The following is a 6,533-nucleotide window of genomic DNA, read 5'->3' on the forward strand; positions in this document are numbered from 1 at the left end:
CCATGGCCGACCTCGATCCCGGCACGCCTTCCGCTTCGGTGCTGCATCTGCTCAATGCAAGCAACCGCCAACTGCAACACCTGCTGGAAAACCTGCGCAACGAACCCGACGCCGAAGGCGCGCTGCGGGACATCGCCGCCGACGTGATCCACGCGGTCGAACAGCACGCCGACATCGCCCTGGCCGCCATTTTGCTCAACCAGATCGCCGGCAGCTACGCCGTGCGCCACTGTATCGAGACCGCCGTGGTGGTGGTGGTGGTGGCGCGCCGGCTGGGCAAGACCCGCGTCGAGACGCTGACACTGACCGCCGCCGCGCTGACCATGAACGTCGGCATGCTGCGGCACCAGGACACGTTCCAGAACAAGCACACGCCGTTGTCCAGCGAGGAACTGGCCATCGTCCGCCGTCACCCCGAGGATTCGGCCAACCTGCTGCAATGCGCAGGCGTGCAGGACGACGACTGGATTTCCTGCGTGCTGCTGCACCACGAAAACGACGACGGCAGCGGTTACCCGGCCGGCATCGCCAGCCCGGAGGTCACACTCAACGCCAAACTGCTGAGCCTGGCCGACCGTTATTGCGCGCAAGTGTCGGCGCGCAACTACCGGCGCTCGATCCTGCCCGACCAGGCGCTGCGTGCGCTGCGCGAAGACCGCGCCAATCCGGTCGATGCGGACCTGCTCGACGTCTTTCAGCAGGAACTGGGCGACTATCCGCCCGGCTGCCTGGTGCGTCTGCACGGCGGAGAGATAGGCGTGGTCAGTCGCCGTGGGGCCGACGGGCCGGGGCAAGTGATCTGCCTGCGCGACGCCGCCGGCGCAGTGGTGACTGCCGAGGCGAGGCCGCTGCCCACCACAGCCATCGCCGCAGCGATCACCGAAGACGAAGCCGACACCCGCTTCAGCATGAAACAGGTGTGGGGTGCGCAGGCCGGCCTGTAGTTGGCCGGCCGCCCCCTGAAAATGCTTACCCCCTGCGGCGGCGCGCCACCATCACCAAAGTGCCCAGTCCCAGCAGCATGGCCAGCCAGGTGGACGGCTCCGGCACGGGCGAGACGCCCAGCAGGTAGCGGAAGCCGTAGTCGGACGCGACCTGGTTGGTGGCAGACCAGGATGCCGCGATCGACAGGTTCTGCATGCCGGCGCCAAAGCCGCCCAGGTCGATCAGCCGGTCCGTCATCAACGCAGTCAATGCGCTACCAGAGAAAAATCCCGTCCACACCGGCACGCCATCATTGGACACTGACAGGTCGAGCGAGAAGTCGTCGCTGGCGATGCCCGGTGCGCCGAACAGTCCCAGCAGCAGGTGCTGGCCGCCGCCGGTGGCGAACGTGTACCGCACATCGCTCTGCATCACCAGCGACTGCGAAACATTGCTGTAGCCCATGGCCCCTGCGGCGATCCACCGCGCATCGGCAGCGGCGAGCACGGGGCTATCGTTCAACAAGGCAGCGACGTCCGCGCCTGATGGCAAACCGGTGGCAACCGACACCACGGCGTTGGTGCCGGCAACGTTGGGCAAGGCGTACAGCGCACCACCGACGTTGGCAGCGTTCGTTACCTCGCTGTCGGCGCCCAGCAGCCAGGTCCGGCCAGAGGTGGTGATGGTCATACCGCCGCCACCGGCAGTGGCGCGACTTTCGAGCGTGCCGCCGTAACCGCCGCCGGCATTGATGCCGGTCGCCACCGCCGTGGCGCCGCCGCTGCCCACGCTCGATGCTTCGGCAAGAGCGCTATACTCGCCGTACAAGTCGTAGCTTGCGTGACGCGCCTCGGCGCGGGAGGTGCCGCCACCAGCGGTGGTCTTGGCGCTCGCATGCACCTGGGGTGAGTCGAACGGACTGTTGATACGCGTGCCACCGTAGGAATGCGCCTCGGCCGTCACGGTCACCCTGCCGCTGTCGGACTGGCCGCTGGCCACCGCGCTGGCATTGCCGCCCTTGGTCGGATACGTCGTATCGCTGATCATCGATTTACCGCCCAGTGCCAGCGCCGTGATGGTGACATCGCCACTGCCGCGCGTGATACCGCTGGCAAAACTCTGCGCCTCGCCACCGCCCAGCTGGTAGCCGGTGTAAGAACCTTCGTACGTAAAAATGCTGTCGGCGCCGCGCGCCTGGCTGGCCCCCACGATCGTACCGGTGCCCAGCAAGGTCACCCGCGCCGTGTTCAGGCCATGCGCGTTCTCGACGTTACCGGCCAGGGCCCTGCCGGTGATGGCGGCGCTGCCGGTCGCCGCCATGCCGTATCCCGAATCCACGTGGACGTCGGCACTGGCGCCGCCATAGAACGTGTCGACCTGCGCCAACGCCGTCAAGTCCACCACCGCACTGCCGCCAGTGTAGGCGCGCGCCGAACTGGTGGCGTTCAGCCCGGTGGCGTTACTGGTGCCGGTGCCACCCGCGCCGCGCAGCGCCAGAGTGGCGGTGGCATCGCGGCCCGATGCGTCAGACCAGCCACTGACCAGGCCGCTACTGGACACAGCCAAGTTGGCCGTGGCAACCCTGCCGACCGCAGCCGACCGGCCGCTGGCAGCGCCGCTACCGAGCACGGTCAGGTCGGCAGTGGCGTCGCCCTGTGAGCCATGCACCAAGCTCCATGGCCCGGGCGGATCGTACGGGGCGCCAGCATTACCGCCAACGGCCAGCACGTCGCCCGTCGCCACACCGTTGATGGCCACAGACGTGCCCCTGGCGAAGGCTGCGCCGCCATCGGCCACCTCGCCGCCGGTTCCGCCCGTGGCGCGCACCTGTACCCGGGTATTGCCATTGCCGGTTGCAGCGGTAGCGGTGCCTGCGGCGGCACCACCGGCACCGCTCGGCGCCGTGCCCCAGGGGTTGCAGCAGGCAACACCACCGTTGCCGCCATTGCCACCGCGAACATTTACTTCGGCAGCAACGTTGCCAGTGGCGCGACCGGCACTGAGCCGTCCGCGTGCCTCGCCGCCGGCGCCGCCAGCGCCCCCAGGGGTGCCCTCCACCGGCGCCGCCTGGCCAGTACCCGCCGCGCTGCCGTCGCCACCATGGCCACCGTTCAATGTGAGGCGACTGGCGGCGTCGCTGGTGGCGACGCGGTGCCGGACCGCGCTACCTGCGCCGCCGGGACTGCCGGGAGCATCATCGGTCGTGCCCCGGACTCCAGGCGCGCCGTTGGCGCCGGTGCGGGTGATATCGACGGCGTATGCCTGACCGACCGCCATGGCGAGCAACAGTGGCGTTAGTGCGACGTTGAGGTGCGAGGTTTTCATTGAATGATTTTCGTGGAGTGGATGGCAGGGTAAGCGAACGGTAAACCGGTTATTGCATATTGTGAATATAATAATTTACTTGGGATAGTTATAATTTCCCCTGAGTCTCTCATTGCTTGATCCAATCTCCCCACCACCGAACCCATGCTGCCCACGCCATCGCCCTGCCCCGCCCCCTGGTTCGACATGGACACCGTCAGCGACTTTCCCGGCACCTTCAAAAGCCAGGCGCTCGGCACGCTGACGTTGTCGCAGGCGGCAGGCACGCGTCACAGCGTGCAGCGCGACATCGCGCAGCCCAGCGACGGCGGCGAACAATGTTTATTGCTGACCTGGCAGCGGCGCGGTACCGCAACCCTGGCGCAGCAGGGGGCCAAGCTGCGGCTGGCCCCCGGCGACATGCTGTTGCACGATGCCGGCCAGCCCTACCACTTGCATTTCGAGGAACCGTTCGAGGTGATGGTGGCGCGACTGCCGGCGGCGCCGATGCGCAACCTGTGTCCGCTGATCGATACCCTGCTGGGCGTGGTGCAGAAGTGTCGCCAGCCGCAGGTGGCGCTGTTGACGGCGATGGCCGATTGTCATGTCGCCACCGATTACGGCAGACTGCCCCGGGCAGCGGCCTTGCACGCCGCCGACGCCTTCCGCCACACGCTGGCCGCCTGCGCACTCGGTGTGGTGGTGGCGGAGCCACAACGCCGGCCCAGTTTGAGCCAGTACCACCTGGACCGGATCCGCCAATACGCGCTCAAGCGCATTGGCGACAGCGACCTGTCGGTCAACCAACTGGTGGAGGCACTCGATATTTCGGCGGCGCACATTCACCGCCTGTTCGCGGGCGAGGCGCAAAGCTTCAGCACCTGGCTGTGGGAAACGCGCCTGCAACTGTGCCACCTGGCCTTGCGCGACCCGGACTGGGGGGACCAGCCGATCAGCCAGATTGCCTACCAATACGGCTTCAGCCATCCGGCGCATTTTTCACGCGCCTACCGCAATCACTTCGGCATGACACCGAGCGCCTGGCGCGCCGGGGCCCCAGCGGCTGCCGACCACGCAGCCGTCAGGCGCCGTCGGCCCTAGCAAACTGTCTTCGACTTGCGGCGGCGCGCCACCAGCAACATGCCGCCCATGCCCAGGCTCATCATCAACCAGGCCGACGGTTCCGGCACGGCCGAGACGCTGTCGAGCGTGGCTACGCCCAGCGCCGAGGTACGGAACAGCGCGTCGCCACCGAGCACGTAGTTGAACGCATACGCGCCTTGCTGCGCGTACGTCAGCGACGAGTTGATCACCAGGTGCTGGCTGCCCGCGCCGAACGAACCGAGGTCCAGCACGTGGTCGTTGAAGAACAGGTTGGCGGCCGCCAGCGTGGTGAAGCTTTGCGACAGCAGGGTCACGCCGTTGTTGCTGATGGTGAGATCGAGCGCGTCGAAGCTGCCGCCGGTGAAGGTCGATGACACGAAGCCCAGCAACAGGCGCTGGGCGCTGTCGGTGGCGAAGCTGAATTCACCGGTCGTCGCCAGCACGGCCGGCGTCTCGGAGAGCGGTGCTTCGATACCGGCCGCGTGCACGCCGGTGCCCAGCACGGTCGGGATGGCCGCGGCCACGTTGGCGCCCAGGCCCAGCGCGGCCGGGTTGACCGGACCGGCCCCCACGTGGGCGGTCATGGTGGAAACCGCTGCCAGCTGCGGCAACTGGAAGGCGCTGTCGCGGTAGGCGCTCGACGCCGAGGTCTGCGCCAGCGTGCCTTGCGTGCTGCGGGCGCCGGCCGCATAGGTGACCGCACCGCCGCCAGCAGCGATGCCCTGCGCGGTGGCCTTGACGTTGAGGGTCAAGGCTTCGCCTTCGGCACGCGCCAGGCTCACACCGCCTCGTTGCGTCGTCACCGCAGTCGCGGCGGCATTGGCGTGGCCGTTGCCTTCCTCGTAGCCGTAGCCGTACACGCCGCCGCGCGCCACTGCGACGCTCTCGACAATGCCGCTGCCGGAACGGCCGTACGCACTGGCGGTACCGTTGCCGCGGAACGCCCGGGCGCCGTTGGCGTCGCCAATATTGCTCAGCGCAGTGGCGGTGACGCTGACGTTATGGGCGCCGCTGGTGATCGCCCTGGTGGTGCTGACGGTTTCGCCGGCGAGGGAATCCGTCGCGCCGTTGCTGGTGTAGCCACCAACGGCGCGGCTGCTGGCAACGATGTCGCCGGCGGCGCGTACGTCGGTGGTGGCGGTGGCTTTTTCAATCCGCTCGCCGCCCAGGGCGACCGACACGGCGCGCACCGCAGCCGTCCCGGCAGAAATACCCGCCCGCACCGTATTGACGACGGTATTGGCGATTGCCGAGCCGATGTCGGCGCCGTTGGCGCCATTGGCCACCGCCTGCGACTGCACGTCGACCGCCTGCATGCCGGTGGTCGACACATTGGTGTTGCTGGTGGCGTAGCCGCCATTGCTCGAGGCCGCGCCCAGCGCGCCGTCGCCCGACAGCGCCAGGTTGGCCGTCGCCGCACCGTAGTTGCTCCTGGTAAGCGGCCACTGCTCGCGACCGGCGCCGGCATTTGCCTCGGCCGTGCCACGCACGGTGCCGGCGCCGCTGGCGCGCAGCGACGCGGTGGCGTTGCCACCGGTGCCGCCCGCGCCACCGGTGGCGACCACCCGGCCATCGACCGCGCTCTTGCCGCGCAAATCGGCGCTGGCGCTGGCGTTGCCGCCGATGCCGCCGCCGAACGGCGTGCTGCCGCCCATGCCGCCAACCGCCGCTACCTGGGCGTCGATGCCGGCGCCGTTGCGTCCCGATGTGAGCGTGAGCGCACTGCTGGCGTTGCCGCCGGCGTTGGGCGAGATGCCGGTGTCCGACAAGGCGCCGCCGTTGCCACCGGTGCTGGCAATATCGAGCGCCAGGCCACTGGCGACATTGTCTTCCAGTACCAGCGTGGAGACCGCGTTGCCGCCGCGAGCATCGCCGACCAGGTCCTGGTACGGCGGGATCGTGTCGAAGCTGTCGCCGGCCTTGCCGCCGGTGGCGCGCTGCGCCAGCGTGACCGAGCCGCCGGTGGTGGTGCCGCGCACCGCGTTGTTGAGCGTGGCGTTGCCGCCGCGCGCGCCGCGCCAGGCGATGTCGGCACCGTTGCCGCCGGCGCCGCCGTTTGCAACGGCCGTGGCCGAAACATTGCCGGTGAGCGAGGTGGCGCTGGCAGCGGCCGTGGCCGCGCCACCGACGCCGGCGATGCCAATGGCGCCGCCATGCTTGCGGACCACGCAGCCCACCGCCGGCGTGGACAGCACTCTCTC

General features: G+C 68.8%; 4 protein-coding genes. 2 read left to right on the plus strand and 2 right to left on the minus strand.

What is annotated here, in order from left to right; genetic code table 11:
• The first annotated feature begins 2 nt into the window (after positions 1-2).
• The gene (locus DUPY_RS26275; protein WP_070252105.1) at positions 3-944 is read left to right on the plus strand and encodes an HD-GYP domain-containing protein; all 942 of its coding nucleotides are present in this window, start codon (positions 3-5) and stop codon (positions 942-944) included.
• Positions 945-969: 25 nt separating this feature from the next.
• Here the strand turns inward: DUPY_RS26275 and DUPY_RS26280 are convergent, their stop codons facing one another.
• A complete protein-coding gene (locus DUPY_RS26280; RefSeq protein ID WP_084640900.1) occupies positions 970-3,249 on the minus strand; it encodes a PEP-CTERM sorting domain-containing protein in 2,280 nt (759 codons plus the stop codon).
• A gap of 144 nt (positions 3,250-3,393) precedes the next feature.
• Here DUPY_RS26280 and DUPY_RS26285 point away from each other — a divergent pair, with 144 nt between their 5' ends.
• Entirely contained in the window at positions 3,394-4,329 is a 936-nt protein-coding gene (locus DUPY_RS26285) for an AraC family transcriptional regulator (RefSeq protein WP_084640901.1), read from the plus strand.
• Here DUPY_RS26285 and DUPY_RS26290 read toward each other — a convergent pair.
• Positions 4,326-6,533 (minus strand): beta strand repeat-containing protein (locus DUPY_RS26290; protein ID WP_141749686.1); only part of this gene is annotated, 2,208 nt, incomplete at its 5' end. The two genes, DUPY_RS26285 and DUPY_RS26290, sit on opposite strands and share 4 nt — an antisense overlap.

Origin of the sequence: Duganella phyllosphaerae (genome assembly GCF_001758785.1) — a bacterium.
Classification (GTDB): Bacteria; Pseudomonadota; Gammaproteobacteria; order Burkholderiales; family Burkholderiaceae_D; genus Rugamonas; species Rugamonas phyllosphaerae.